At 59.6% G+C, this 26376-nt stretch carries 21 protein-coding genes; 13 read left to right on the top strand and 8 right to left on the bottom strand.

Translation table 11 applies throughout. The annotated features are described in order from the left end of the window. The first annotated feature begins 8 nt into the window (after window positions 1-8). Both scpB and rluB read left to right on the top strand, forming a co-directional pair. Window positions 9-1001, top strand: a complete 993-nt coding sequence (gene scpB / locus KGB18_RS25440; RefSeq protein ID WP_223570692.1) for an SMC-Scp complex subunit ScpB — start codon at window positions 9-11, stop codon at window positions 999-1001. Window positions 1002-1287: 286 nt separating this feature from the next. Beyond that, entirely contained in the window at window positions 1288-2553 is a 1266-nt protein-coding gene (rluB, locus tag KGB18_RS25435; protein WP_123360728.1) for a 23S rRNA pseudouridine(2605) synthase RluB, read from the top strand. A 233-nt stretch (window positions 2554-2786) separates the two neighbouring features. Here the strand turns inward: rluB and KGB18_RS25430 are convergent, their stop codons facing one another. Both KGB18_RS25430 and KGB18_RS25425 read right to left on the bottom strand, forming a co-directional pair. Continuing rightward, window positions 2787-3752, bottom strand: a complete 966-nt coding sequence (locus KGB18_RS25430; RefSeq protein WP_123720663.1) for a leucyl aminopeptidase — start codon at window positions 3750-3752, stop codon at window positions 2787-2789. 67 nt (window positions 3753-3819) lie between these two features. Then, on the bottom strand, window positions 3820-3957 hold the full coding sequence (locus tag KGB18_RS25425) for a hypothetical protein (protein ID WP_038979531.1): 138 nt from the start codon (window positions 3955-3957) through the stop codon (window positions 3820-3822). 964 nt (window positions 3958-4921) lie between these two features. Here KGB18_RS25425 and KGB18_RS25420 point away from each other — a divergent pair. After that, on the top strand, window positions 4922-6343 hold the full coding sequence (locus tag KGB18_RS25420) for an amino acid permease (protein WP_223570691.1): 1422 nt from the start codon (window positions 4922-4924) through the stop codon (window positions 6341-6343). A 136-nt stretch (window positions 6344-6479) separates the two neighbouring features. Further along, the gene (arfB, locus tag KGB18_RS25415) at window positions 6480-6893 is read left to right on the top strand and encodes an alternative ribosome rescue aminoacyl-tRNA hydrolase ArfB (protein WP_008010994.1); all 414 of its coding nucleotides are present in this window, start codon (window positions 6480-6482) and stop codon (window positions 6891-6893) included. Here the strand turns inward: arfB and KGB18_RS25410 are convergent. The 6 genes from KGB18_RS25410 to phhA form a co-directional block, all read right to left on the bottom strand. Further along, on the bottom strand, window positions 6890-8089 hold the full coding sequence (locus tag KGB18_RS25410) for an MFS transporter (protein WP_123720664.1): 1200 nt from the start codon (window positions 8087-8089) through the stop codon (window positions 6890-6892). The two genes, arfB and KGB18_RS25410, sit on opposite strands and share 4 nt — an antisense overlap. Before the next feature lie 103 nt (window positions 8090-8192). Beyond that, the gene (locus tag KGB18_RS25405) at window positions 8193-8387 is read right to left on the bottom strand and encodes a hypothetical protein (RefSeq protein ID WP_217858386.1); all 195 of its coding nucleotides are present in this window, start codon (window positions 8385-8387) and stop codon (window positions 8193-8195) included. Window positions 8388-8461: 74 nt separating this feature from the next. Next, the gene (locus KGB18_RS29875; protein ID WP_007902501.1) at window positions 8462-8593 is read right to left on the bottom strand and encodes a hypothetical protein; all 132 of its coding nucleotides are present in this window, start codon (window positions 8591-8593) and stop codon (window positions 8462-8464) included. A 210-nt stretch (window positions 8594-8803) separates the two neighbouring features. Beyond that, complete coding sequence (locus KGB18_RS25400; protein ID WP_201059595.1) at window positions 8804-9997, bottom strand: amino acid aminotransferase; 1194 nt, start codon at window positions 9995-9997, stop codon at window positions 8804-8806. After that, on the bottom strand, window positions 9997-10353 hold the full coding sequence (locus KGB18_RS25395; protein WP_010457024.1) for a 4a-hydroxytetrahydrobiopterin dehydratase: 357 nt from the start codon (window positions 10351-10353) through the stop codon (window positions 9997-9999). The genes KGB18_RS25400 and KGB18_RS25395 overlap by 1 nt, the downstream gene beginning before the upstream one ends. Window positions 10354-10457: 104 nt before the next feature. Next, the gene (gene phhA / locus KGB18_RS25390) at window positions 10458-11243 is read right to left on the bottom strand and encodes a phenylalanine 4-monooxygenase (RefSeq protein ID WP_123360248.1); all 786 of its coding nucleotides are present in this window, start codon (window positions 11241-11243) and stop codon (window positions 10458-10460) included. 280 nt (window positions 11244-11523) lie between these two features. Between phhA and KGB18_RS25385 the strand changes: the two genes are divergently transcribed. From KGB18_RS25385 to KGB18_RS25345, 9 genes are all read left to right on the top strand, one after another. Further along, complete coding sequence (locus KGB18_RS25385; protein ID WP_123720667.1) at window positions 11524-13083, top strand: sigma-54-dependent transcriptional regulator; 1560 nt, start codon at window positions 11524-11526, stop codon at window positions 13081-13083. Window positions 13084-13429: 346 nt separating this feature from the next. Further along, window positions 13430-14170, top strand: coding sequence for a flagellar basal body rod protein FlgF (locus KGB18_RS25380; RefSeq protein WP_007902508.1), 741 nt, complete (start codon window positions 13430-13432; stop codon window positions 14168-14170). Between the two features lie 45 nt (window positions 14171-14215). Further along, window positions 14216-15001, top strand: a complete 786-nt coding sequence (flgG, locus tag KGB18_RS25375) for a flagellar basal-body rod protein FlgG (RefSeq protein ID WP_223570690.1) — start codon at window positions 14216-14218, stop codon at window positions 14999-15001. Window positions 15002-15053: 52 nt separating this feature from the next. Further along, window positions 15054-15749, top strand: a complete 696-nt coding sequence (flgH, locus tag KGB18_RS25370; protein ID WP_123720668.1) for a flagellar basal body L-ring protein FlgH — start codon at window positions 15054-15056, stop codon at window positions 15747-15749. Between the two features lie 6 nt (window positions 15750-15755). After that, on the top strand, window positions 15756-16865 hold the full coding sequence (locus tag KGB18_RS25365) for a flagellar basal body P-ring protein FlgI (protein WP_008014241.1): 1110 nt from the start codon (window positions 15756-15758) through the stop codon (window positions 16863-16865). Between the two features lie 11 nt (window positions 16866-16876). After that, on the top strand, window positions 16877-18175 hold the full coding sequence (flgJ, locus tag KGB18_RS25360; protein WP_223570689.1) for a flagellar assembly peptidoglycan hydrolase FlgJ: 1299 nt from the start codon (window positions 16877-16879) through the stop codon (window positions 18173-18175). Between the two features lie 23 nt (window positions 18176-18198). After that, window positions 18199-20259, top strand: a complete 2061-nt coding sequence (gene flgK / locus KGB18_RS25355) for a flagellar hook-associated protein FlgK (RefSeq protein ID WP_123720670.1) — start codon at window positions 18199-18201, stop codon at window positions 20257-20259. Window positions 20260-20272: 13 nt separating this feature from the next. Next, window positions 20273-21838 (top strand): flagellar hook-associated protein 3, encoded by a 1566-nt coding sequence (locus KGB18_RS25350; protein WP_223570688.1) that lies wholly within the window; start codon window positions 20273-20275, stop codon window positions 21836-21838. 93 nt (window positions 21839-21931) lie between these two features. Beyond that, entirely contained in the window at window positions 21932-25504 is a 3573-nt protein-coding gene (locus tag KGB18_RS25345; protein ID WP_223570687.1) for a glycosyltransferase, read from the top strand. Window positions 25505-26376 lie beyond the last annotated feature (872 nt).

Raw genomic sequence — 26376 nt, 5'->3', positions numbered from 1 at the left:
GTTGAATCATGAACCTGACTGAACCCCGCGAGCTGGCGCCACTGCTTGAAGCCTTTCTGTTGGCCTCGGGAAAACCGCAATCGCTTGAACGCCTGTTCGAACTCTTCGAAGAAGGCGAGCGGCCCGAGCCACCTGTTTTCAAGAAAGCGCTGACGATTCTGGCCAAATCCTGCGATGGCCGTGCTTTCGAGTTGAAGGAAGTCGCCTCCGGGTATCGCCTGCAGATCCGCGAAAAGTTCGCGCCATGGGTAGGACGTTTGTGGGAAGAGCGGCCGCAACGCTATTCCCGCGCCATGCTCGAAACCATGGCTCTGATCGCCTATCGCCAGCCGATCACCCGGGGCGAGATCGAAGACGTGCGCGGCGTGGCAGTCAACAGCCACATCGTGAAAACCCTGTTGGAACGGGAGTGGATCCGCATCGTCGGTTACCGCGACGTACCCGGCAAACCCGCGATGTTCGCCACCACCAAGGCGTTTCTCGATCACTTCAACCTGAAAAACCTCGACGACCTGCCGCCGCTCGCCGAACTGCGTGAGCTGGAACCTGATCCTGTCCTCGATTTCGACGACGCGCCGGTTCCGCAAGGCTTGCAGGAACTGGCCGACGCCAGCGCTGAACCGGAGGAACCCAAGGAAGAAACCAGTTTCCACACACTGTTGCTGGAACTGGACACCATGGAAGAGGGGCTCAAGACCGATTTCGATGATTTGCTGCGGGATGGGGCGGTGACCGAGGGCGAAGGGGAATTGGCAGAACCCGAGCCTGAAATCGAAGTTGAACCTCAGGTTGAGGCTGAGGCTGAGGCTGAGGCTGAAGCCGAAGTCGAACCAGAACAGGAAGATGACATTCTTGGCGTTGCCGAAGCTCGCGAAAAGCTCCTGGCCGCTGTCGCCGCTCTCGAACAGTCGAAACCCGAGCCCGAGCTGACCGACGAAGAAGCCGAAGCCAAGGCCATCGCCGAAGCGATCGAAGCTGAGCGCCGTCAGTTCGAAGATTGACCCAAATCCTGCGGGCAACAGGAATCCCTGTGGGAGCGGGCTGTGTTGACTGGAGTATTTGATGAGTCTGCAAATTCATCGACGACTGCAGTCGAAATTGGTGCCACCGGTCGGCGGAAAATCAAGTAAGTCTTCATTGATCAGCTAGTCTCTGATGCGCGAACGTCTCCATGAGCGTATGATTCGCGACCCTTCGGCGATCGCTTCGCCCAAGTTCTTCAAAAAGTACCCAGATTTACATCGCTTCAGGCAAAAGCCTGAACAGACCACACCGGGAGGTGCCCAGATGAGTATCAACGACCAGAAAGACGACCAGGAAATCGGCCCTGCAGGCGAAAAACTGCAAAAAGTCCTCGCCCGTATCGGCGTCGGCTCGCGCCGTGACGTAGAAGCCTGGATCAGCCATGGCCGCATCAAGGTCAATGGCAAAGACGCCACCCTCGGCCAGCGCGTCGACCTGCATGACGCCATCACCATCGATGGCCGGGTGATCAAGCGCGAAGAAGCCGCCGAGTCGGTACGCCGCGTGATCATGTACAACAAACCCGACGGTGAAATCTGCACCCGTAACGACCCGGAAGGTCGTCCGACCGTGTTCGACAAGATGCCGCGCCCGAAAGAAGGTCGCTGGATCAACATCGGTCGTCTGGACATCAACACCACCGGTTTGCTGATGTTCACCACCGACGGTGAATTGGCCAACCGCCTGATGCACCCATCCTACGAAATGGACCGTGAATACGCGGTACGTGTACGTGGCGAAGTCGACGACGAGATGATTGAACGCCTGAAGGCAGGCGTGGTGCTCGAAGACGGCCCGGCCAAGTTCACCGACATCAAACAGGCTCCGGGTGGCGAAGGTTTCAACCACTGGTACCACTGCGTGGTGATGGAAGGTCGTAACCGCGAAGTCCGTCGTCTGTGGGAATCCCAAGGGCTGGTGGTCAGCCGCCTGAAGCGCGTGCGTTTCGGTCCGGTGTTCCTCAACTCCGACCTGCCGATGGGCCGCTGGCGCGAAATGAGCCAGTACGAAGTCGACATTCTCAGTGCTGAAGTCGGCCTGACCCCGGTGGCGATGCCGCAAATGAACGCCAAGAGCAAAGACAAGCTTGAGCGTATGCAGCGCAAATCGTCCCGTCCGGTGGGCAAGACCGAACGCGTGCGTACCTTGCGTCCAGCCGCCGGTGCGACCGCTGCCAGCCCGCGCGAATCCCGCGAGCCACAGATCGAAGGCGAACGTCCGGCCCGCAAGCCAGCACCACGTCAGGACGGCGAGCGCGGTCCACGTACGCCGCGTCCGGCTAACGGTCGCACTGAGCGCGGTGAAGGCCGTGGTGCTCCGTCCGGTGGTCGTAGCGATCGCGGCGCGCCTGCCGGTCGTGGTACGCCCGTGGCAGACCGCCCGGCTGATACCAAGCGCCCGGCCAAGCCAGCGCCGAAGAAACGCCCAGGCATCGTGCTGGTCGACCGTGACGCGCCATCGGGCAAACGCCGCGGCGCGCCAGCCGGTTCCGGCCAGCGTCCGGGCTTTGGTCGTCGCAAGCCTGAGTAATCGGTAAGCGCTGCATGAAAAACGCCATCCCTCTGGATGGCGTTTTTTTTTGGCTGGCAAACCGGTTTTCAGAAAGCAGATAAATCTGTGGCGAGGGAGCTTGCTCCCGCTGGGTCGCGAAGCGGCCCCAGAAATATTCACCTCGTTATGTCTGGTAAACCGCGTCGGCAGGTTTTGCGGCTGCTGCGCAGCCGAGCGGGAGCAAGCTCCCTCGCCACAGGGGTAGGTGTTGTTTAAAACACAAACCGTCCATCAAACAGCGGGTCATCATCCAGCGCCAACACGCCACTGGAGAAAATCAGGTCCAAATGATGGCTACCCTTGGCGCCACCGCCCAGCCCAAGGTGCAAGCCGCAATGGCGCTCCTCGAACCCGGCATTGCGCGCATACAAATCTTTCACGCCTTCGTTGGTGCCGATCCCCAGCTCCTCGATTCGCCGATTGGACGGATTGGCGTCCAGGTACTTGTTGAAGTCATGTTCCAGCCCCGGCACGTCGGTGGCGATTTTGCTGATGGTGGAGTTTTCGATCCACAACTCCAGTGGTGACGCCAATACGCCGTACTTGCGGGCAAACGGAATCGTGCTGAGGAAAGTCCCCATAAACTTTACCCGCCCATTAATGGCCTCGCTATGAGTAGCGATCTCGCCGGGCGCCAGGTCGAAGTTGCCGATACCGTTGATGTCGGTCCACTTCTTGATACTGCTCAGCGGTGTTTCGAACCACGACCCATGATCATCTTTGAAGCTCAGGGTGGTGGCGTGGGACATGCGCTGGATCAAATGGCTGTTCAACCCGGCAATTCGCTGTGGGGTGACACTGAAGGTGTCGTAGAAGTAATCGCCGTAATCTTTGAACAGCAAGGACTTCTTCCAGTTCTCCGCCATCACGCCTTGCAGCGCGCGGACAAACTCCGGGCCATCGGGACGCGGGTTGGGCAGGGTGGAAGAGTCGTAGAAGAAAATGTACAGATCGCTGTCGGCAATCGCCTGGGTCAGCAATTCGGTGGGTTCGAGGTCCAGGCGCATCGCGCTGAAGCTGAACCGTGGGCTGTTACCGGCCTGTTCGGCGATGGCGCCGGTCAGTGCCTCGTAATCAGCGGTATGGCCGAGCAAGACCTTCGCCGGATTGATACCGGCAACGGCAGGGTGATGTTCGAGGTAGTAAAGGAAATGCGAGATGGCGCGTTGCTTATCCATGTAGTCCTCCCTGACAAACCGAGAAAGTGGCAGGCACGACCGGCCGGATCGTGCCTGCCGGGATGTCTTACAGAGGCCACATCGCCGTGCCGAACGGAACAACCGCGTCGGCTTGCATCATTTCGACGGCGGCATCATGGGTCGGTGCTTCAAACCAATCGTCCAGTTGCAGTTCAGTGTCCAAGTCTTTGTCCAGTGCTTGCATGGTCTCAATCTCCTAGATGATTTCTTCGGTAAGAACAGCTTCGGTAAGAACACTTTTGATAAGAGCAGTGGCGTGCTTTTCACTCGTTGAAGAGCGCGTCAACGTGCCGGTCGATGCAGCTCGGCAAGTCGCTGAAAACCTAGTTCACAGGTTTTTAAAATGCAAAAAAATAGTTAAACAATTTTCATTTGAACTATTTATTCCATTTTTCGAAAGCCCATTTTCTTAATAAAAAACAGAAAACTAAGCAGGAAATTTCCTTAGGAAGCTTCCTATAGTCAATTTACAGTCAGCGGGCCTTTTGATCTGATTTGGAAAATTTACGTTACGCCTTGTCAATAAAACCTTACGGAAAGTGCTCTCAAACCCCGTGGAATGCCGCGAGGGAAAGGTCTGTAAGGAAAACCTTCCGCCAGCCGCCGGGTTTGTAGTCTTCAAGGGCTCTGGCACGCTTGTTTCAGCAGCGTATGAAGGGTGAGATGCGCCCCATGCCTGTCGTGCAGGTGCATAACAAGAAGGAGGCGCAATGAACGCCGTGACTCATCTCCATCTCTCCCTGTGGGGCGATTTTTCCGTTGCCCCTATCGATGACCTGCAAAGGTCTGACTCAATTTTTGCAGTCGCCCGAGACCCTCGAGGCGGACACAGGCAATCCCGGCAACCGACGCGCTGATCCAGCGGTGTCTGGCAGCAGGGGGTTACAGGTGTACAATGCGCCGCGTTTTAACTGTGACCCTCTGCGCAACAGCGCAAACCTCAAGGCTATCCGCCTTGTTCACTCCGCCGCGTCACGAGCGTGTCGGGTTCGATTTCGTCACAGATAAAAACAAACAGGTGACGCATGACTGTCGTAAAAACGCTGAACTCCTGGTGCCTGCGCTGGGGTTTGATCGGCGCTGCTTGAAATCGCAACCGAGCAGCAACGTCTACTGAACATCATCAAACCTTGCGTGAGACCCTTTTCATGAGTGGACAAAACTCGCATTCAGGCGAGCTGAAACGCGGCCTGAAAAATCGCCATATTCAACTGATCGCCCTCGGTGGCGCGATCGGTACCGGGTTGTTCCTCGGCTCGGCCGGCGTGCTCAAATCCGCCGGCCCGTCGATGATTCTCGGCTACGCCATTTGCGGCTTCATCGCTTTCATGATCATGCGCCAGCTGGGCGAAATGATCGTTGAAGAGCCGGTCGCCGGTTCCTTCAGTCACTTCGCCCACAAATACTGGGGCGGTTTCGCCGGCTTCCTGTCGGGCTGGAACTGCTGGATTCTGTACATCCTGGTGGGCATGTCCGAGCTGACTGCGGTCGGCAAATACATCCATTACTGGGCGCCGGACATCCCGACCTGGGTATCGGCAGCCGGATTCTTCGTACTGATCAACCTGATCAACCTGGCCAACGTCAAAGTTTTCGGTGAGGCCGAGTTCTGGTTCGCGATCATCAAGGTTGTGGCGATTGTCGGCATGATCGCCCTGGGCAGCTACTTGCTGGTCAGCGGCAACGGCGGCCCGCAAGCTTCTGTGACCAACCTGTGGGAACACGGCGGCTTCTTCCCGAATGGTGTTAGCGGTCTGGTGATGGCCATGGCGATCATCATGTTCTCCTTCGGCGGCCTGGAAATGCTCGGTTTCACCGCAGCCGAAGCCGACAAGCCGAAAACCGTGATCCCGAAAGCCATCAATCAGGTGATCTACCGGATCCTGATTTTCTACATCGGTGCGCTGGTGGTCCTGCTGTCGCTGACGCCGTGGGACAGTCTGTTGGCAACCCTGAATGCTTCCGGCGACGCTTATAGCGGTAGCCCGTTCGTGCAAGTGTTCTCGATGCTCGGCAGCAACACCGCCGCGCACATCCTCAACTTCGTGGTCCTGACCGCGGCGCTGTCGGTGTACAACAGCGGCACCTACTGCAACAGCCGCATGCTGCTGGGCATGGCCGAGCAGGGCGATGCGCCGAAGGCCCTGTCGAAGATCGACAAGCGTGGTGTGCCAGTGCGTTCGATCCTGGCGTCGGCCGCTGTGACGTTGATCGCGGTGTTGCTGAACTACCTGATCCCGCAAAACGCGCTGGAACTGTTGATGTCGCTGGTGGTTGCCACCCTGGTGATCAACTGGGCGATGATCAGCTTCTCGCACTTCAAGTTCCGTCAGCACATGAACAAGACCAAACAGACGCCGTTGTTCAAGGCTCTGTGGTACCCGTACGGCAACTATGTTTGCCTGGCGTTCGTGGTGTTCATCCTCGGCGTGATGTTGCTGATCCCGGGCATCCAGATCTCGGTGTACGCGATTCCGGTGTGGGTCGCGTTCATGTGGGTCTGCTACGGCATCAAGAACAAGCGTCGTGACCGGCATGCATTGCAGGCTGCAGGTTCCGCTGCCAAGTAAGTGCAAAACGCAGAAACAACAAACCCGGCCATGTGCCGGGTTTGTCATTTATGGGTTCCATACAACATCCTGTGGGGGCCGCATTCCTTCTGTCTATTCGCGGTATCCTGCTTGTTCTGAATACGGACTTTTTTCCATGCTGGTGATTTCCAACAACGTGCATCTGCCGGATGCCGAGATCGAATTGACGGCCATTCGCGCCCAGGGCGCCGGTGGGCAGAACGTCAACAAGGTCTCCAGCGCCGTGCACCTGCGCTTCGACATTCCGGCCTCGTCCTTGCCCGAGTTCTACAAGGAACGGCTGCTGGCGCTGCGCGACAGCCGCATCACCAGCGAAGGCGTGTTGATCATCAAGGCCCAGCAATACCGCACGCAGGAAGCCAATCGCGCCGATGCGCTGGAGCGGTTGACCGAGTTGATCCTCAGCGCCACCAAGGTTGAAAAGAAACGCCGTCCGACCAAGCCGACCCTCGGTTCGAAGAAGCGTCGGCTCGAATCCAAGACCAAGCGCGGCAGCATCAAGGCTGGACGCGGCAAGGTGGATTTCTAGCGGGTGTTGCGTTCCTCCCTGTACTTTGGCGCCTGCCGGTACAAGTAAACGCTCAGTGCCAGGCCACTCAGAGCAGCCAATGCGGCAAACAGGAAGATCGAGGCAAACCCGAATCCAGCCGCAATAGCACCCGCCAGCGGACCGGTAATCCCCAGCGACAAGTCGATAAACAGTGAATACGCCCCAACCGCCGCGCCACGGCTGGAGGCGGGTACCAGGTTGACCGCTTCCACGCCCAGCGCCGGGAACACCAACGAAAAGCCGAAACCGCTCAGCGCCGCGCCGGCCAGTGCCCAGTGTGCATCGGGTGCCAGCCACAGCAGCAACAACCCAAGGGTTTCCACTGACAGGCAGGCAATCGCTACGCGAAAGCCGCCGAGGCGGTTGATCAGGTTACCGAACAGCAATCGCGCACCGATAAAACTGGCGCCGAACAGGCTCAGGCACAGCACCGCGTTGGACCAGTGCTGAGTGGCGTAATACAGGGTGATGAATGTGGCGATGGTGCCAAAGCCGATGGAGCCCAAGGCCAGACCACAACCGTGAGGAAACACCCGCCCCAGCACGTGCATGAACGGCAGGCGTTCGCCGACAACGATCGGTGCAGCGGTTTTTGGCCAGGCCAGCGCCAGGCCAAGAACGGCCAGCAGCACGATGCTCACGCCCATGCTCCATAAACCCAACTGACTCACCAGCAGCACCCCCAGCGGCGCGCCGACCGCCAGCGCGCCGTAACTGGCGATGCCGTTCCAGGAGATGACTTTGGCGGTATTCGCCGCGCCGACCCGGCCGATGCCCCAGCCGATCGACCCGGAACCGACCAGGCTTTCTGCGCTGCCGAGTACCAGTCGGCCGATCAACAGGCTGATCAGGCTCAACATCGGCAGGCTTTGCGTCCAGGCCGAAATCAACATGAACACACCGCTCAAACCACAGCCGGCGAGGCCGTACATCACCGCCAGCTTGCTGCCCTTGTTATCGATGATGCGCCCGGCGTAAGGGCGGCTGAGCAGGGTGGCCAGGTATTGCACGCTGATCACCAGCCCGGCGATCACGGCGCCGAAACCGAGATCGCTGTGGACATAGCCCGGCAATACGGCCAGGGGAATGCCGATATTCAGGTAACCGATGAACGTGAACAGGACGATGGAAACGACTTGCAGCGTGACCGCCATGGGGCGCTGGGTTTCTGGCATGGGTAAAGATCCACGGGGCAGCAGGATAGATAGGCTGCTTATGATAGCGGCGCGGACGGTCGCGGGGCGTGGAAAAGTAAAACTATTTGCCGGACGGGGATAATCAGGATTTTGCGGGGGCAACCAATTGCGTCGTGACCAGGGCGGCCAGGGCGTTTTCTTCGCTGCCGAAGCGGGCCAGCAGGGCGGCTTGTTTCTCGGGGGAAAGGCGGTTCCAGATCTCGATCATCTTCTCGGCGGTGCCGATCAGGACGCTGGCCTGAGCTTCGTTGAAGGTGACGCTGGATTCATCGGTCATGGGAAAGCTCAAGGTTCAGGCGGTGTGGAAAGCGCATATTAGCGCTTTCCACACGGTCTGGTCGTGCAGGTGTATCAGTCTTCGCTGTCGGCCTGGCGGCGTTCAGGTGCTTCTTTCGTCTCGGGCTGTTGGGCACCGGCTTGTTGCGTGGTTGTCTGCTCAGTTTCGTGCAGGCTTGGGAAGGGGAGATTAGGGATCTCGTGCATGTCGCGCTCCTCGCTAAGTCTGTTGATAGATCTGGTAGATCCGCGCTTTTAAAAAAGCCTGCGCAGGATACAGCAGGAGAAATGACAAATAGACTTTTATATCCAATTGTTGCGACGGATGGGATTGTCTAGACAGGTCTGTGTAGGAGCTGGCGGAGCCTGCGATTGATCGTTCCCACGCGGAGCGTAGGAACGATCGGTGGGAGAGGGTTACTTACAGACGTCAGCGATTGCTTCGGCCAGCAAGTCCAGGCGCGTTGCATCAATCCCCGCCACGTTAGCCCGGCCCGAGCTCACCATGTACACGCTGTGATGCTCGCGCAGTTGCTTGACCTGTTCCGGCGACAAGCCGGTGTAGGAAAACATCCCGCGTTGCACACCAATGTGCGCAAAGCGCTCGCGCAAGCCATGGGGTTCAAGCGCTTCGACCAGACCGCTGCGTAACTGGGCGATACGTAAACGCATGGCTTCCACTTCGTCGGCCCAGCGGCTTTTCAGCTCTGGATCGCCGAGGATGGTCGCGACCACGGCGGCGCCATGATCCGGTGGCGTCGACCACAGGTTACGGGCGATGTTGGCCAGTTGACTGCGGATGTCCACCAGCTTGTCGGCGGTTTTCGCGCAGACAATCAATGCGCCGGTGCGGTCGCGGTACAGGCCGAAGTTCTTCGAGCAGGAACTGGTGATCAGCACTTCCGGCAACTCGGCGGCGAACAGCCGGGTCGACCAGGCATCTTGCTCCAGGCCGTCGCCAAAGCCCTGATAGGCGAAGTCGATCAGTGGCAGCAAATCGCGACTGCGCACCACGTCCAGCACTCGACGCCAATCGTCATGGGACAGATCGAAACCGGTCGGGTTGTGGCAGCAGGCATGCAGCAGCACCACATCGCCCTTGGGGGCTTCATTGAGCACCGCCAGCATCGCTTCCACATCGAGACGGTTATCGCTGCCCACGTACGGGTAATGACTGACCTTGACCCCGGCCGCCGCGAAGATGGTTTCGTGGATCGGCCAGGTCGGGTTGCTCAACCACACGCCACGGCCCGGCAGGCACTGGGCGATGAAGTCGGCGCTCAAACGCAGCGCACCAGTGCCGCCCGGCGTTTGAGTGGCGCCGGCCCGTTGTTCGGTGATCAGTGCCGAATCAGCGCCAAGCACCAATTCGTTGATGACCTTGCCGAACGCCACATTGCCGTGGCCGCCGATGTAGGTCTTGGTGGATTGACGCTCCACCAGGTGCTGCTCGGCGAGCTTCACCGCCTCGGGGATTGGCGTCAGGCCCTGGGCGTCTTTATAGACACCCACGCCGAGGTCGAATTTGCGCGGGTTAGGGTCCAGCGCATAGGCCTCCATCAGGCCGAGAATCGGGTCGCCAGGTACTCGACCGATGGCGTCGAAATGCATTATTTGCGGCCCTCGGCGTTTTTGGCCACTTCGTCGGTGCGCGCGGCCATGATGAAATCGTTGCGGTGCAGGCCTTTGATGGAGTGGCTCCACCAGGTCACGGTGACTTTGCCCCATTCGGTCAGCAGGCCTGGGTGGTGACCTTCGGCCTCGGAGATTTCACCGACGGCGTTGGTGAACGCCAGCGCGTGTTTGAAATTCTTGAACAGGAAAACTTTTTCCAGCTGCATCACGCTGTCGCGGACTTCGATATTCCAGTCGGGGATCTGCTTGATCAGGATCGGCAATTCTTCGTCGCTGACTTGAGGGGCGTCGGCGCGGCAGGCTTCGCAATGGGCTTGGTTTAATGTGGACATGATGGGTTCCTGAAATCGAATTATTGGAAATCGGCCGTCAGTGTCACCACGCTAAACCAAAGCGGTGGTTCCTGACAGACTCACTTGATTCTAAAAGCTGCGGATCACGCAGCCTTTGGCGGAAATTTCGGCGTGTGCAACCCCAACTGCATACCTTGCTTGACCATGCCCATGATGTCTTCGTGGGCCAGATCGAACAGGCGCTTGAGGTTCGGCAGGACAAAGTACAGCGGTTGCAGAATGTCGATGCGGTATGGCGTGCGCATGCATTCCAGCGGGTCGAACGCCTGATGCTCCGGCTCGTCCGACAGGCAGTAAACGGTTTCTTTTGGCGAAGACAGAATGCCGCCACCGTAGATGCGCAGGCCTTGTGGGGTGTCGACCAGACCGAACTCGATAGTCATCCAGTACAGGCGCGCCAGATACACGCGTTCTTCCTTGGAAGCCTGTAGGCCAAGTTTGCCGTAGGTGTGGGTGAATTCGGCGAACCAGGGGTTGGTCAGCAGCGGACAGTGGCCAAAGATCTCGTGGAAAATGTCCGGCTCTTGCAGGTAATCCAGCTCTTCGCGGGTACGAATAAAGGTCGCCACCGGAAACTGCTTGTTCGCCAGCAACTCGAAAAAGGTCTGGAAGGGAATCAGCGCGGGGACTCGGGCAACCTGCCAACCGGTGGTTTCACCGAGGACCTTGTTGATTTCACCGAGTTGCGGAATGCGGTCGTGGGGCAGACCGAGTTTTTCGATACCGTCCAGGTATTCCTGGCACGCACGGCCCTCGACCACTTTCAATTGGCGAGTGATCAGCGTGTTCCACACCGCGTGTTCTTCGGCGGGGTAGTCGATAAAACCTTGCGCATCGGGCTCGCGAGCCACGTATTGCGTCTGCTTCATGCTGCTCTCCTGCTAGGGGATTCGTTCTTGTTGTGTGTACAGCTATAGACCTAGAAATACCCCAAGGAGTGCGGTGTTGCAGCAGGTGATCCGCGGTGAGAGTAGGAAAAATCTCGGCTTTTCGTAAAGTATTCGTTACGGATTGGTCGCTATGGCGCAAGTATTGATATTTGCGGGTTTGAAATGGCTCACAGGTGTCACATAATCTTGACGACTAACTTGGTGCCCCCGCAGAAAATTTCTCGCGCCGGGCCTCGATCACCGCTGTTACGGGCCTTATATGCGTATCAAAGTTCACTGCCAGAACCGCATCGGTATCCTGCGCGACATTCTCAACCTGCTGGTCGAGTACGGGATCAACGTCGCCCGCGGCGAAGTGGGCGGTGAGCACGGCAACGCGATCTATCTGCACTGCCCGAACCTGATCAACATTCAGTTCCAGGCGTTGCGTCCGAAGTTCGAGGCGATTGGCGGGGTATTCGGCGTCAAGCGCGTAGGGCTGATGCCCAGCGAGCGTCGGCATATGGAACTCAATGCCTTGCTCGGTGCCTTGGAGTTTCCGGTGCTGTCGATCGACATGGGTGGCTCCATCGTCGCGGCCAACCGTGCGGCGGCGCAGTTGCTCGGAGTGCGGGTGGACGAGGTGCCGGGGATTCCACTGTCGCGGTACGCCGAAGATTTCGATTTGCCGGAGCTGGTGCGCGCCAACAAGTCGCGGATCAACGGCTTGCGGGTGAAGGTTAAGGGTGACGTGTTTCTCGCCGACATCGCGCCGCTGCAATCGGAGCATGACGAAAGCGAGGCCATGGCCGGTGCGGTGTTGACGCTGCACCGGGCGGACCGGGTAGGCGAGCGCATCTATAACGTGCGCAAGCAGGAGCTGCGCGGCTTCGACAGCATTTTCCAGAGCTCGAAAGTAATGGCGGCAGTGGTACGCGAAGCGCGGCGCATGGCACCGCTGGATGCGCCGCTATTGATAGAAGGCGAAACCGGCACCGGCAAAGAGCTGTTGGCGCGGGCCTGTCACCTGGCGAGCCCGCGTGGGCAATCACCGCTGATGGCGCTCAACTGCGCCGGTCTGCCGGAGTCCATGGCCGAAACCGAACTGTTCGGCTACGGCCCCGGTGCCTTCGAAGGAGCGCGGGCCGAAGGCAAGCTCGGGTTGTTGGAGCTGACGGCGGGCGGTACGTTGTTCCTCGATGGCGTCGGTGAAATGAGCCCGCGCTTGCAGGTGAAATTGCTGCGCTTTCTGCAGGACGGTTGCTTCCGTCGTGTAGGCAGTGATGAAGAGGTCTATCTGGATGTGCGGGTGATCTGCGCGACTCAAGTGGACTTGTCCGAGCTGTGCGCTCGCGGTGAGTTTCGCCAGGATTTGTACCACCGCTTGAACGTGCTTTCGTTGCACATCCCGCCGTTGCGCGAATGCCTCGACGGGTTGGCGCCGCTGGTGGAGCACTTCCTCGATCAGGCCAGTCGGCAGATCGGTTGCCCGTTGCCGAAACTGGCGCCGGCGGCGATGGAGCGGCTCAGTCACTATCACTGGCCGGGTAATGTGCGGCAGTTGGAAAACGTACTGTTCCAGGCGGTTTCCCTGTGCGACGGCGGCACCGTCAAAGCCGAGCACATTCGTCTGCCAGACTACGGCGTGCGTCAGCCGCTTGGCGATTTTTCCCTTGAGGGCGGCTTGGACGAGATTGTCGGGCGCTTTGAAAAGGCGGTGCTGGAACGTTTGTATTCCGAGCATCCGAGCAGTCGGCAACTGGGCAAGCGGTTGGGGGTTTCGCATACGACCATTGCCAATAAGTTGCGTGAGTACGAAGTCGGTAAAGAGCCGGGCTAAACAGCTTTTGTGGCGAGGGAGCTTGCTCCCGCTGGGCTGCGTAGCAGCCCCCTGCAATCTTTCGGAACCACCCCGTTGCGCGAATTTTACGACTGCTGCGCAGCCGAACGGGAGCAAGCTCCCTCGCCACAGGGAACTGAGTCGGTCATGAAGGCCGGCTCTTGCCACCTACCGGCATAACACCGCCGGTTTTTCGTCTTCGACACATTCCCCCAATCCCCTATGAATCCCTCAAGTCCTTTGTTTGCCGGGCCCTGCGCCGCCAGAAAATAGTTGGTCTGCAAATTGCTTATGGCTCAGCAGTACAGCAGTGGGCGGCAAACGTCCGGCATGCAGAGGAAAGAGTGTGGACAAGTACCTTTATGTGGCAATGACCGGCGCCAGCCAGAATGCACTGGCGCAGAAGGCTCATGCCAACAACCTGGCGAACATCTCTACCAACGGTTTTCAGAAGGACCTGGAACAGGCCCGTTCGATGCCGGTGTTTGGTGACAGCTTTCCGGCGCGTGCGTTTGCCATGACCGAGCGTCCGGCCACCGACTTCTCCCCGGGTGCGCTGGTGCAAACCGGTCGCGACCTCGATGTCGCGGTGCAGGGCAATGGCTGGATCGCCGTGCAGAACCCCGATGGCGGTGAAAGCTACGTGCGCACCGGCAGCCTGAACGTTGACGCGCTGGGCGTGCTGCGCGCCGGCAACGGTATGCCAGTGGTAGGCAATGGCGGGCCGATTGCCGTGCCGCCCGAGCAACAAATCGAAGTCGGCGAAGACGGCACCATCAGCATCCGTGCGATGGGCGAAGGCCCTCGCGTGATGGCCGAAGTCGACCGTATCAAACTGGTCAACCCAGACTTCAAGAACATGACCAAAGGCCTGGACGGTTCGATCCACACCAAGGATGGCAAGCCGGCGCAGGCCGATGCCAACGTCAAGCTGGTGTCCGGGTTCCTTGAGTCGAGCAACGTCAATGCCGTGGAAGAAATGACCTCGGTGCTGGCGCTGGCCAAGCAGTTCGAGCTGCACATCAAGATGATGAACACCGCCAAAGACGATGACCAGGCCATGGCTCGGGTCTTGCAGATCAGCTAATTATCAGAACGTCGCGCCGTAAAACAGGCGCACGAGGAGAATCGAATGCTTCCGGCTCTATGGGTTGCCAAAACAGGTCTGTCCGCCCAGGACACCAACCTCACCACCATTTCCAACAACCTGGCGAACGTATCGACCACGGGTTTCAAACGTGACCGCGCCGAGTTCCAGGACTTGCTGTATCAGATCAAACGCCAGCCAGGCGCCCAGTCGACCCAGGACAGCGAATTGCCGTCGGGTCTGCAAGTGGGTACCGGTGTGCGCATCGTCGGCACCCAGAAAAACTTCACCGCCGGCAGCCTGCAAACCACCGAGCAGCCGCTTGACCTGGCCGTCGACGGTCGCGGTTTCTTCCAGATTCTGCAGCCGGACGGCACCACGTCCTACACCCGTGACGGTACGTTCCACCTGGATTCCAACGGCCAGATCGTCAACGCCAGCGGCTTCGCCCTGGAGCCGGCCATTGTTATTCCGAACGATGCTCAGACCTTCACTGTCGGCCGTGACGGCACCGTGTCCATCACCGTTGCCGGCAACCCGGCCTCCCAAGTGATCGGCAACCTGCAAACCGCCGACTTCATCAACCCGGCCGGTCTGCAAGCGGTGGGTAACAACCTGTTCCTGGAAACCGCTGCCAGTGGCGCGCCGCAAGTCGGCACCCCGGGCCTCGCCGGTTTCGGTACCACGCTGCAGAACACCCTGGAAACGTCCAACGTCAGCACCGTTGAAGAGATGGTCAACATGATCACCACTCAGCGCGCCTACGAGATGAACTCCAAAGTGATCTCCACTGCCGATCAGATGCTCTCGTTCGTAACGCAGAATCTGTAATCAAGTCTATGAGGCGGCCATGAGGTCGCCTGCAACACCGTGAGGTAGGGTCATGAATCGCTTTGTATCTGTTCTGGCACTGAGTGGGGTCGTCGTGCTCGCGGGCTGCGTCGCTCCGCCGCCCAAGCCCAATGACCCTTACTACGCCCCGGTGTTGCCGCGCACGCCGCTGCCGGCTGCCGCCAATAACGGCTCGATCTACCAGGCCGGTTTCGAGCAGAACCTGTACAGCGACCGCAAGGCGTTCCGGGTCGGTGACATCATCACCATCACCCTGAACGAGCGCACCCAGGCGAGCAAGAACGCCAACTCGCAGATCGACAAGAACAGCGACACCAGTGTCGGCCTGACCTCGTTGTTCGGCTCCAGCCTGACCACCAACAACCCTATCGGTGGCAATGACCTGAGTCTGAACGCCGGCTATAGCGCCGACCGCGCGACCAAGGGCGACAGTAAGTCCGGCCAGAGCAACAGCCTGACCGGTTCGATTACCGTGACCGTCGCCGACGTGTTGCCCAACGGCATCATCGCCGTGCGCGGCGAGAAGTGGCTGACCCTCAACACTGGCGATGAGCTGGTGCGCATTGCCGGCCTCGTTCGCGCCGATGACATCGCCACCGACAACACCGTGTCGTCGACCCGCGTCGCCGATGCACGCATCACCTATTCGGGCACCGGTGCGTTTGCCGATGCGAGTCAGCCAGGCTGGTTCGACCGTTTCTTCCTCAGCCCGCTGTTCCCTTTCTAGGTGGCTATGTTGAATCTTAAACACCTGATGGTGGGCGCTCTGTTGCTGACCGCAGCCTTCGATGCTCAAGCCGAGCGGCTGAAGGACATCGCCAGTATTTCCGGCGTGCGTTCCAACCAATTGATCGGCTACGGCCTGGTGGTCGGGCTTAACGGCACCGGCGACCAGACGACCCAGACCCCGTTCACCCTGCAGACGTTCAACAACATGCTTTCGCAGTTCGGCATCAAGGTGCCGGCAGGTTCGGGCAACGTGCAGTTGAAGAACGTTGCAGCGGTATCGATCAGTGCCGACTTGCCAGCGTTCGCCAAGCCGGGTCAGCAGGTGGATATCACCGTTGCGTCCATCGGTAACTCCAAGAGCCTGCGCGGCGGCACCTTGCTGCTGACGCCGCTCAAAGGTATCGATGGCAACGTCTACGCCGTCGCTCAGGGCAACCTGGTGGTTGGCGGTTTCGATGCCGAAGGTCGTGACGGTTCGAAAATCACTGTCAACGTTCCGTCGGCCGGTCGCATCCCTGGCGGTGCATCGGTCGAGCGTGCGGTGCCAAGCGGTTTCAATCAGGGCAACAGCCTGACCTTGAACCTCAACCGTTCGGACTTCACCACCGCCAAACGCATCGTCGACAAGATCAACAACATGCTTGGCCCTGGCGTCGCTCAGGCCATCGACGGTGGTTCGATCCGCGTGACTGCGCCACTCGATCCGAGCCAGCGGGTCGACTATTTGTCGATCCTCGAAAATCTCGAAGTCGACCCGGGTCAGGCGGTGGCGAAAGTCATCATCAACTCGCGGACCGGCACCATCGTGATCGGCCAGAACGTCAAGGTTTCCCCGGCCGCCGTGACTCACGGCAGCCTGACCGTGACCATCACCGAAGACCCGATCGTCAGCCAGCCTGGCCCTCTGTCCAACGGGCAGACGGCGGTGGTGCCGCGCTCGCGGGTCAACGCCCAGCAAGAAGCCAAGCCGATGTTCAAGTTCGGCCCGGGCACCACCCTCGACGAAATCGTCCGGGCGGTGAACCAGGTCGGCGCGGCACCGGGTGACTTGATGGCGATCCTCGAAGCGCTGAAGCAGGCCGGCGCGTTGCAAGCCGACCTGATCGTGATCTGAGGACGGCGACCATGGATATGCGCAAAAGCGGTCTGGTCAGCAGCAGCGACTCGGGTTCCTACTCGGACCTGAACCGTCTTAACCAGCTCAAGGTCGGCGACAAGAACAGCGATGCGAACATGCGCAAAGTGGCGCAGGAATTCGAGTCGCTGTTCCTTGGTGAAATGCTCAAGTCCATGCGCTCGGCCACCGAAGCGCTGGGCGAGGACAATCCGCTCAATACACCGGCAGCCAAGCAATACCAGGAAATGTACGACCAGCAGTTGGCTGTTTCCATGTCCCGCGAAGGCGGCGGTATTGGCCTGGCAGACGTACTGATGCGCCAGATGTCGAAGAACAAACCGATGGCGCCGGGGGAGGCCGCAGCGGCGTCCGCCGCCAAACAGGCTGCCGCGAAAGCCGCCGTGGAAACACCGATTGCCGCCGGTACGGTCGCCACCAACGGGCCGCTGTCGCGTCTCAATGGTGAGCGCCCGTTGTGGGCTTCGCGTTCGGTGAAGACGCCGGCAAGCGCGGGCGAGGGTGCTCATCGCAATGACATGGCGCTGATCAATCAGCGGCGTCTGGCGTTGCCGCCGAAACTAGCTGATCGTTTGCTCGCCGGGCTGGTGCCGTCGGCATCGACGGCTGCAACAACCGCCACAACACCGCAGAACAACATCCAGGTGCCGCAAAGCACCAAGGCAGGTTCCGGCCCTCTGTACAACGGCGATTGGCTGGCTTCGCAAACGGATACGACCTCCAGTGGGCGCCTGCAGATTTATGGTCGTGCCATGGCTCAAATACCCCTGGCGCCGGCGAAGAAAGCCTTCAGTTCCGCCGACGAATTCGTCAACACCATGCTGCCGATGGCCAAAGAAGCTGCCGACCGTATCGGTGTCGATCCGCGTTACCTGGTGGCTCAGGCCGCCCTGGAAACCGGTTGGGGCAAATCGGTCATGCGTGCCCAGGATGGCAGCAGCAGCCACAACCTGTTCGGCATCAAGGCCAGCAGTAACTGGAAGGGCGATTCGGCGCGGGCGATCACCAGCGAATTCAGAAATGGCGAGATGGTCAAGGAGACGGCCGAGTTCCGTTCCTATGCCTCTTACAAAGACAGCTTCCATGACCTTGTGACGCTGCTGCAAAGCAATAATCGCTATCAAGATGTGCTGAAGTCGGCCGATAACCCAGAACAGTTTGTACGCGAGTTGCAAAAAGCCGGGTATGCAACCGACCCGGATTACGCAAGCAAGATCTCGCAGATAGCCAAGCAGATGACGAGTTACCAAAACTACGCTGCGGCGGGCGCTTCCACCACGCCTCTATAGGCACAAGGCATAAGGTCTGAACCATGAGTTTGCTCAATATCGGGATGTCGGGTCTGGCCGCTGGCCAATCCTCGTTGATGACTACCGGCAATAACATTGCCAACGCCGACACCGCCGGTTACTCACGCCAGCAAACCGTGCAGGGCACCAAGGCCTCGAATCAGTTCGGCAATGTCTACATCGGCACCGGCACGACCCTCGCCGATGTACGTCGGGTGTACAACAGCTACATTGATGCGCAGCTGCAGACCACCACTTCGCTCAATAGCGACTCGGCTGCCTACGCCGGGCAGATCAGCCCGCTCGATAAGTTGCTCTCGGACAGCGGCACCGGCCTCAATGGCGCCCTGACCAAATTCTTCGCCTCGGTACAGAACGTCAACGCCAAGCCGGGCGACGATGCTTCCCGTCAATTGCTGCTAAGCGATGCGCAAGCCCTGAGCAACCGATTCAACTCGATCTCCAGCCAGTTGACGCAGCAGAACGCGAACATCAACGGCAACCTGGCTGACATGGCCGATCAGATCAACAAGCTGGCGACCACCGTAGCCCAGTTGAACCAGAAGATCTCCGAAGTTTCCAACGCCGGCGGCCAGCCCAACGATCTGCTCGATGCGCGCAATGAGACCGTACGCCAGTTGTCCACCCTCACCGGTGCGCAAGTGATGGAGCGTGACAATAGCCTCGACATTTACCTGGGCAGCGGTCAGCCGCTGGTCATGGGCAGCACCGCCAGCAAGCTGGAAGTGGTGCCGAGCAAAACCGACCCGTCGCGTTCGGCCATTCAGCTCAATCGCGGTTCGAGCACCATCGACATCACCTCGGTGATGACCGGTGGCGAGATGGGCGGCTTGTTGCGTTATCGCAGCACCGTGCTGGACCCGGCCATGAACGAGCTGGGTCGTGTGGCGCTGGTCGTCGCCGATCAGATGAACTCCATCCAGGCCCAAGGCATCGACAAGAACGGTGACTTCGGTTCGAACCTGTTCAACAACGTCAACAGCGCCGCGCAAATGGCCCAGCGCAGTGTCGCCACAGTTGGCAACAGCGCAGGCTCGGGCAACTTCGATGTGACTATCGAGGACAGCGGCAAGCTGACCATCAACGATTACAAGGTCACCTTCACCAGCGCCACTAACTACACCGTGCAGCGTCTGCCTGAAGGCACCGCCATGGGCGCGTTCAGCACGCTGACCACGCCGCCGCCAGTAATCGACGGTTTCTCCATGACGCTCACTGGCGGCACCGCAGCCGCTGGCGACACCTTCAAGATCACCCCGACCCGCAACGCGGCGACCAACATCAAGACCGAGATGACCGACTCCAAGCGTCTGGCCATCGCGGCACCGTTGGGCGCGGCCATTGCGCCCGGTGTCAGCGGTACGTTGACCATTCCGGCCAGCGGTCAACCGACCCTGACCACGCAGTTCGATATCTATGACTCGGCCACCACCCTGGCCATTCAGAACGGCCTGAAGACATCGACTCCGGTCAAAATCGTGTTCGGCACGGCCGGTGGTACGACCCAGACTTACCAAATGCTCGATGCCCAAGGTAACGCGCTCAGCAGCGGCACTATCGTGCCGGGCCAGAACAATACGCTGAGCCTGACCATTCCTCTGGTCGACGCCAACGGCGCCGCGATCAATGATCCGGGACCACCAGTCGTGCAGCGTACTGCATCGTTCGACATGACCATCGCGGGCTCCCCGGGTACCTCGACGGCGATCAACGTGACGCTCAGTCAGCCGGGTACTCTGGACAACCGCAACGGCACCAAACTGGCTGGCTTGCAAACCCAGCAGACCGTGGATACCGGTTCGGCCAGTAAAGGCATTTCCCTGACCGACGCCTACGGCAAACTGGTTGAGGGCGTAGGCGCCAAGGCCGCCCAGGGCAAGCTCGACAGCGCTGCCACCGAAGCGATTCTGGCCAACGCCAAGAGCGCCCGCGATTCGCTGTCGGGTGTCGACCTCGATGAGGAAACCGGCAACCTGGTCAAGTATCAGCAGTACTACACCGCTTCTTCGCAGATCATCAAGGCTGCGCAGGAAATCTTCAACACACTGATCAGCAGTCTTTAAGGAGTCGTAGCCCATGCGCATTTCTACCGCCCAGTTTTACGAGTCCTCTGCCGCCAACTATCAGAAGAACTTCTCCAACGTGGTCAAAAGCAGCGAAGAGGCCAGCAGCCTCGTTCGCGTCAACACCGCTGCCGATGATCCGGTCGGTGCTTCGCGCTTGCTGCAATTGGGTCAACAGGCTTCGATGCTCGATCAATACGAAGCCAACACCACCACCATCAAGGCGACGCTGGGCGCCACCGAAGCGGTGATGACCAGCATCAATAACGTGCTGCAGCGCGCCAGGGAACTGGCCATCGGCGCCGGCAACGCCAGTTACACCGATGCCGACCGCCAGGCCAACGCATCGGAGCTGGGGCAGATCGAAGAACAGTTGCAGAGCCTGATGAACACCAAGGACGAGAACGGCAAGTACATCTTCGCCGGCTCCAAGGGCGACACCGTGCCGTTCACCCGCAACGACGATGGCACCTACAGCTACAACGGTGACCAGGTGACGCTTGACCTGGCGATCGGCGACAACATGTCGATGGCCACCAACAGCACCGGTTGGGAGGTGTTCCAGCAAGCGATCAACACCAGCCGCAGCGAGGTCACCCGGACTGCGCCGGTCGTGGATGATGGCCGCGTCGTCCTGTCCAATGGTCAGGTGTCGTCGAGCCTGACCTACAACAGCAAATTCCGTTCGGGTGAGCCGTACACCGTCGACTTCGTCAGCGGTACCCAGTTGCAAATCACCGATTCGGGTGGTAACGACGTGACCGCCGAAGCCAGTCAGGGCGGTGCGTTCAATCCGGCCACCGCAGCTGGCCAGACCGTGTCGTTCCGCGGTGTTGATCTGACCCTGAACATCAATCTGGCGGCCGGTGACACCGCCGCTGCCGTGCTGCCGGGCCACAGCTTTACCCTGGCGGCCAAGCCTGACACCTTTACGGCGACTCGCAGCCCGGGCAACCCGACACCGACTCAGGTGACTGGCAGCAGCATCACCAACCCGGTGGCTTACCACGCCAGTTTCCCGACCGGTTCGGCGGTGATGAAGTTCACCAGCGCCACCGCTTTCGACTTGTATGCGGCACCGTTGACGGCCAACAGCAAGATAGTCTCTTCCGGCACTGTAGCGGCCGGCGTTGCGACCGCCTCGGGCGTGAGCTTCAACCTGTCCGGTGTACCGGCGGCAGGCGATCAGTTCAGCGTGGCCGTCAACACTCACGAAACCCAGAACATTCTGGACACCGTGAGCCAACTGAAAACGGCGCTGAACACGCCAACCAATGGCGATCCGATCCTGACCCAGAAGCTGCAAGCCTCCCTTGCTTCGGGCATCGGCAACCTGGCGAGCGGCAACGATCAGTTGTCCAGTGCGCTGAGTTCGGTGGGCGGTCGTGGTTCAGCCCTGGATACCCAGAGCGATACCAACCAGAGCCTGGTCCTGGCCAACACCCAGACCCAGTCGGCGATCCGCGATTCCGATCCGGCCGAAGTGATGACTCGCCTGACCTTGCAACAAACCATGTTGCAAGCGTCGCAACTGGCCTTCAGCAAGATTGCTCAGCTGGGCTTGTTCAACAAGATCTAAGCCTGTGTCTGTCGAGCTGCCAACCGTCTTTTTCTAAGCGGTTCCGAAGTCTCTGCCTGAAAGGGCAGAGGCTCGCCGCTCGAGAGTTTCGTCGTGAATCAACACCCTCTAGTCAGTATCGTCATCCCCGCCTTCAACCCGCGCTTCTTCAGCCAGGCGCTGGAAAGTTCGCTCGCTCAAACCTATGAGAACGTCGAAATCGTCATTTGTGACGACTCGTTGTCCGACGAGATTCGCGACATCGTCGAGTCGTTTGCCGACCCGGTGCACACCGTTCGTTACCTGCGTAACCCGAAGCGTCTCGGCCTGCAAAAGAACCTGCTGCGCTGCGTCGAAGCAGCTCAAGGCGAGTTCATCAAAGTGCTGTGCGATGACGACCGTCTGTTCGCGCCGAGTATTGCCCTGCAAGCCCAGGTGCTGATCGATCATCCCGAGGCCACCCTCGTTTGCGCCCTGCGCATGATGAGCGATGCCAACAACTTCATCTTGCCTCCGCGGATCGATAACTGCCGTTTTTCGCCCATCGATTCGTTGCTCAAGGGCGATGACATGTTGGCGATTTTCGAGAGCACGCCGAAGAATTTCATCGGCAACTTCAGCTCGACGCTGATGCGCCGTGCCGATGTGCTCGAGCTGTTGCCTGCGCTGATTCAGGAAGATTGTGGCTTTGTCGCGATGCTTGATTTCGCTTTGTTCGTGTGCCTGTTGCGTCGCGGTAACCTGGCGGCGCTGAACACCGTGCAGAGCACTGAGCGTCAGTACCCGGAGCGTCTGAGCAAGACGCTCGAAATGACTCGGGCCGCCGTGCAGGAATGGGAATGGCTGGCGCAAATGCTGACAGCGCGCGGTGGCGAATCGGCACCGGCCTCGGGTTGGGTGCGCAGCGTTGAATTGAGCAAAGCCTCTGAAGAACCGCGCCAGTGGGAAGAGTTGTGCGTGGTGCGCGTGCTGGGCAACCGCAACACCGTGGTCAATGGCCGAGTGGGCGGCAATAGCGACAGCTATGCCGAGTTCTACCGCGAGTGGCTGTCGGTTCGCACATTCAACCCGGCGGAAGCGCGGCACATGCCGGAACGTATCAGCCGTTGGGCTGTGCGTCCGAATCTGGTGCCGATCGTCATCGACACCGAATCTGACAGCGCCGGGCTGAAAGCCACACTGGCCAGCATTGCTAGTCAACTGTACGCACCGCAAGCAGTGGTGGTGCTGTCCAACGCCGATTGCGATGCCGACGACAAAGTGCTGCAGTTGCCGCTTGAGGCGAACTGGTCGCAACAACTCAATGCCGTGGTGCCGCAACTGGAAGGCGCGCATTGGTTCTATCTGCTGCGGGCGGGGGACACGTTACGCGAATCGGCGCTGCTGGTGCTGGCCGAGCGCATCGCCGGCACGCCGGGCATGCTGTGCGCCTATAGCGATGAAGGCGCGCTGGTCGAGGGTGAGTCCGTCGACCCGGTGTTCAAGCCTGACTTCAACCTCGACCTCATGCGTTCCTACCCCTACGTCGGGCGAACACTGGCATTCGAGCGGGAGCGCTTTTTGGCAGTGGGCGGTTTCGATCCGGCTCACGGCGAACTGGCGCCGCATGATTTGCTTTGGCGTCTGGTGGAAGAGGCCGGGTTGCACACCATCGAGCACATTGCCGAGATTCAGGTGGAGTCGACTCAGACCTTTCCCGACTGGATGTCGTTGCCTGAGGTGATCGAGGGCAGTGAGGCGTTGGTCAGTGCGCACCTGGCACGCATCGGTCTGGAACACCGGATTCGCCATGAAGAGTTGTCGCTGCTCAATCGCATTGATTACCTGCACAGCCACCGGCCTTTGGTCTCGATCATCATTGCGGCGGGCACGTCGCTGGCCGCGTTGCAGCGCTGCACTGAAAGCCTGATCGAAAATACCACCTACACCGAATACGAAATCCTGATCGTCGATGAAGGTCGCGGCGATGCGGCGATGGCCGACTGGCTGAGTGCGATGGCCCAGTTGGGCGCGGCGATGCTGCGGGTGCTGCGTTATGACGTGCGTTCCGGTGAAGCGGCCATTGTCAACTTCGCGGCCAGTCATGCCCGTGGCGAGTACCTGTTGACGCTCAGCCCGCGCAGTGTGATTTGCGCGGGCGACTGGCTCGCCGAACTGCTCAATCACGCTCAGCGCCCGGAAGTCGGCGTGGTGGGCGCGCGGCTGCTGGGTTCCAATGGTGCGATCGTCTCCGCCGGCCTGATTCTGGGGTTGGCCGGGCCTGCCACTTCGCCGTTTCTCGGCGAGCATGCCAGTGCCCGGGGTTACATGCAGCGTCTGCAAGTAGCGCAGAACTGGAGTGCTGTCAGCAGTGATTGCCTGATGGTACGCAAAGAGGTATTCGACAGCCTGGGTCAATTGGATGAGGCTCAGTTCAACCTGGGCCTTGGTGGTGTTGATCTGTGCCTCAAGGCGGGTAAAAACGGCTACCTGATTGTCTGGACGCCTTTTGCGACTGTGATGATGGGTGAAGACGCGTCGCCTGCAACGTCGCAGGCCGATGTGCAGGCGCAGGTGCTTGAACACGAAACCTTCTACAAAAAGTGGCTGCCGACAATCTCCCGTGATCCTGCCTACAACCCGGCGCTGACGCTCGGCGTGGCGAGCTTCAGTCTGGAGCCTTCGCTGCGTAATAACTGGAATCCGTTCTGCCATCGCGACCTGCCGCTGATTCTCGGGTTGCCGGTCAACGAGTCGGCGATCGGGCATTACCGTGTGACTGCACCTCTGGCAGAGCTTGAGGCAGCCGGACGAGTCATTGCGCGCGTGGCCTATGAATCGCCATCGACCGTGGAAATCGAGCGTCTGTCGCCCGACACCATTATCTTGCAAGGGCGCTATAGCGACGGCTCGGCGGCAGACATTCTGCGCATGAAGAAATACTCCAGTGCCCTGCGGATTTTCGAGCTGGACGACTACATTGTCAGCACGCCAAAAAAGAACAGCCACGCCCGCAACAAGCCGGTCAATACTGAGCAGATGTTGCGTGATGGCATAGCCCTGTGCGACCGCGTGGTGGTGACGACGCAGGCACTGGCTGATGTGTTGTCGAGCATGCACAGCGAAATTCGCGTGGTGCCCAACATGCTGCCGCCCGCCCCATGGGCGACCTTGACCAGTCAGCGCCGCACCTCGAAAAAACCACGGGTTGGCTGGGGCGGTGGCACCAGCCACACCGGCGATCTGGAGATCATTGCCGAGGTGGTCCGTGAGCTGGCCAATGAGGTGGAGTGGGTATTCTTCGGTATGTGTCCGGACGCCTTGCGCCCGTACATTCACGAATTTCACGGCACCATTGATTTGCAGAGTTACCCGTACAAGCTGGCGAGCCTGAACCTTGATCTGGCACTGGCTCCGTTGGAATTCCACATCTTCAACGACTGCAAAAGTAACTTGCGGTTGCTGGAATATGGCGCGTGCGGGTATCCGGTGATTTGCACTGATACCCGCGCTTACGAGGGTTTCTTGCCATGTACCAAAGTTTTGAGCAACAGCACTGAGGAGTGGTTGCAGGCGATCCGCATGCACTTGGCTGACCCGGATGCCAGCTATCGCATGGGGGATGAATTGCGTGAGGCGGTGCATCGGGATTTCATGTTGCGTGGGGATAATCTTCAGCACTGGTTGTGGGGTTGGTTGCCGGACTGATTTTTGGTTTGTGTACATATCCGTTTTTTCGTCACGGCGGCTGGCGGTTTCGCTTTTACAGCGAGTCACTTTCGAAAAGCGCGAAAGTAACCAAAGCGCTTCTGCCCCTTTCGTTCGGTGCCTCGCCCAGGCTCGGCATGCCCTCGCTCCGGTCCTGCTCCGTGGGCCCGCCGCCATCGGCCATCCATGGCCGGGGGCGGCTAACCCGGCATCCATGCCGGGTTGCCCACTGCGCAGAACCTCCACTCGGCCTCTCGAGGGGGCGGTGCGTCAACATCAACAGCTGCAGGCGAGCTAACGCTCGGCCTGTTGAGTGGTGAAAGGCAAGGCGGATGTACTCTGATTTTTTGTGGGGGGCTTGTCGGTCGCGCATCGCTGCGATGACAGCCTGTCAGCCGACCAATCTTCCCCAGATGTACCCCGTCCAACTGTGGGAGCTGGCTTGCCTGCGATAGCGGCCTGTCAGCCGACCAATCTTCCCCGGATGTACCCAGTCCACCTGTGGGAGCGGGCTTGCTCGCGAAGCTGTTGATCTTGCCGTTGCCGTTGCTTCGGCTTTTGATCTTGATCTGCCGCCCCTTTCCCAGAGGCCGAACGCAGGCGTTGCGCAGAGGGCACCGCGGCAAGGATGCCGCGGTAGCCGCCCCCGGCCATGGATGGCCGATGGCGGCGGGCCCCCGGAGCAATGCCTTCGTTATGGCATGCCGAGCCTAGGCGAGGCACCGAATGGCGGGGCAAAAGCGCTTTGGTTACTTTCGCGCTTTTCGAAAGTGACTCGCTGTAAAAGCGAAACCAATAGAAGCCATTACCAAAAAAACGGATATGTACCTTAATCCCCAATCCCCAATCCCTAAATCCCTAAATCCCCGGTC

This window comes from Pseudomonas sp. BF-R-26, from assembly GCF_019947395.1.
In the GTDB taxonomy this organism is placed as follows: domain Bacteria; phylum Pseudomonadota; class Gammaproteobacteria; order Pseudomonadales; family Pseudomonadaceae; genus Aquipseudomonas; species Aquipseudomonas farris.
The sequence above is the reverse complement of the archived record's forward strand: the minus strand, read 5'-3'. Positions and strand labels throughout refer to the sequence as shown.

What these genes read in the sequence shown, in the direction of transcription:
- flgK (WP_123720670.1), top strand. Translation starts at nt 18,199, where the DNA reads ATGAGTTTGCTCAATATCGGGATGTCGGGTCTGGCCGCTGGCCAATCC.
- flgJ (WP_223570689.1), top strand. Translation starts at nt 16,877, where the DNA reads ATGGATATGCGCAAAAGCGGTCTGGTCAGCAGCAGCGACTCGGGTTCC.
- KGB18_RS25430 (WP_123720663.1), bottom strand. Translation starts at nt 3,752, where the DNA reads ATGGATAAGCAACGCGCCATCTCGCATTTCCTTTACTACCTCGAACAT.
- KGB18_RS25420 (WP_223570691.1), top strand. Translation starts at nt 4,922, where the DNA reads ATGAGTGGACAAAACTCGCATTCAGGCGAGCTGAAACGCGGCCTGAAA.
- KGB18_RS25365 (WP_008014241.1), top strand. Translation starts at nt 15,756, where the DNA reads ATGTTGAATCTTAAACACCTGATGGTGGGCGCTCTGTTGCTGACCGCA.
- scpB (WP_223570692.1), top strand. Translation starts at nt 9, where the DNA reads ATGAACCTGACTGAACCCCGCGAGCTGGCGCCACTGCTTGAAGCCTTT.
- KGB18_RS25405 (WP_217858386.1), bottom strand. Translation starts at nt 8,387, where the DNA reads ATGACCGATGAATCCAGCGTCACCTTCAACGAAGCTCAGGCCAGCGTC.
- KGB18_RS25350 (WP_223570688.1), top strand. Translation starts at nt 20,273, where the DNA reads ATGCGCATTTCTACCGCCCAGTTTTACGAGTCCTCTGCCGCCAACTAT.
- KGB18_RS25425 (WP_038979531.1), bottom strand. Translation starts at nt 3,957, where the DNA reads ATGCAAGCACTGGACAAAGACTTGGACACTGAACTGCAACTGGACGAT.
- flgG (WP_223570690.1), top strand. Translation starts at nt 14,216, where the DNA reads ATGCTTCCGGCTCTATGGGTTGCCAAAACAGGTCTGTCCGCCCAGGAC.
- KGB18_RS25400 (WP_201059595.1), bottom strand. Translation starts at nt 9,997, where the DNA reads ATGCATTTCGACGCCATCGGTCGAGTACCTGGCGACCCGATTCTCGGC.
- flgH (WP_123720668.1), top strand. Translation starts at nt 15,054, where the DNA reads ATGAATCGCTTTGTATCTGTTCTGGCACTGAGTGGGGTCGTCGTGCTC.
- rluB (WP_123360728.1), top strand. Translation starts at nt 1,288, where the DNA reads ATGAGTATCAACGACCAGAAAGACGACCAGGAAATCGGCCCTGCAGGC.
- KGB18_RS25410 (WP_123720664.1), bottom strand. Translation starts at nt 8,089, where the DNA reads ATGCCAGAAACCCAGCGCCCCATGGCGGTCACGCTGCAAGTCGTTTCC.
- phhA (WP_123360248.1), bottom strand. Translation starts at nt 11,243, where the DNA reads ATGAAGCAGACGCAATACGTGGCTCGCGAGCCCGATGCGCAAGGTTTT.
- KGB18_RS25385 (WP_123720667.1), top strand. Translation starts at nt 11,524, where the DNA reads ATGCGTATCAAAGTTCACTGCCAGAACCGCATCGGTATCCTGCGCGAC.
- KGB18_RS25395 (WP_010457024.1), bottom strand. Translation starts at nt 10,353, where the DNA reads ATGTCCACATTAAACCAAGCCCATTGCGAAGCCTGCCGCGCCGACGCC.
- arfB (WP_008010994.1), top strand. Translation starts at nt 6,480, where the DNA reads ATGCTGGTGATTTCCAACAACGTGCATCTGCCGGATGCCGAGATCGAA.
- KGB18_RS29875 (WP_007902501.1), bottom strand. Translation starts at nt 8,593, where the DNA reads ATGCACGAGATCCCTAATCTCCCCTTCCCAAGCCTGCACGAAACTGAG.